The sequence below is a fragment of the Methylobacterium tarhaniae genome, assembly GCF_001043955.1.
Lineage (GTDB): Bacteria > Pseudomonadota > Alphaproteobacteria > Rhizobiales > Beijerinckiaceae > Methylobacterium > Methylobacterium tarhaniae.
The window spans coordinates 1-676 of record NZ_LABZ01000337.1; the positions used below are offsets into that span (position 1 = coordinate 1).

The following is a 676-nucleotide window of genomic DNA, read 5'->3' on the forward strand; positions in this document are numbered from 1 at the left end:
AGCGAGGGGATCGGGGCCGGCGGGCCGTCCGTCAAGCCGGATCGCGGCCCGGCGTTCCGGTCGCAGGTCTGGTGCCTGACCAAACCGTAATCCTCGCGCCACGGAGCGGTCAGGCCCGATGACCATACTGGCCCCATCGAACGGCCGCGAGCGCGGCCCTCGCCAAACGGAGCCTTGAGACCCGATGCCCCAGACCACCGAGACTTCCTCCGAGACCCGCCGCTTCCACCGCAAGGCCCTCGCCTCCGTGGCGGCCGTCACCCTGGTGGCGACCGGGGCGCTGGGCACCGCCTTCCTGCCCCCCAGCACCCCCGCCTTCGCCCAGGCCCTGCCGCAGACCCCGATCACCACGGCCGAGCACCCGCCGGGCAGCTTCGCGCCGATCGTCAACCGGGTGAAGCCGGGCGTGGTCTCGGTGAAGGTGAAGCTGAAGGACGACGCCTCGGACGACGAGGAGGGCGGCGGCCAGCCGAACCTCCAGAACGTGCCGCCGCAGCTGCGCGAGTTCTTCCGCCGCTTCGGCGAGGGCGGGCCCGGCGGCATGCAGCGCCCGCAGCGCCACGGCGGCGCGGCGCAAGGGTCGGGCTTCTTCATCTCGGCCGACGGCTACGTGGTGACCAACAACCACGTGGTGAACAACGCCAAAACCGTGGAGGTCACCCTCGACGACGGCCGC

1 protein-coding gene is annotated in these 676 nt (G+C 72.3%); it reads left to right on the forward strand.

The annotated features are described in order from the left end of the window. Window positions 1-184 precede the first annotated feature (184 nt). A partial coding sequence (locus VQ03_RS29770; RefSeq protein ID WP_048454548.1) for a trypsin-like peptidase domain-containing protein occupies window positions 185-676 on the forward strand: 492 nt, incomplete at its 3' end.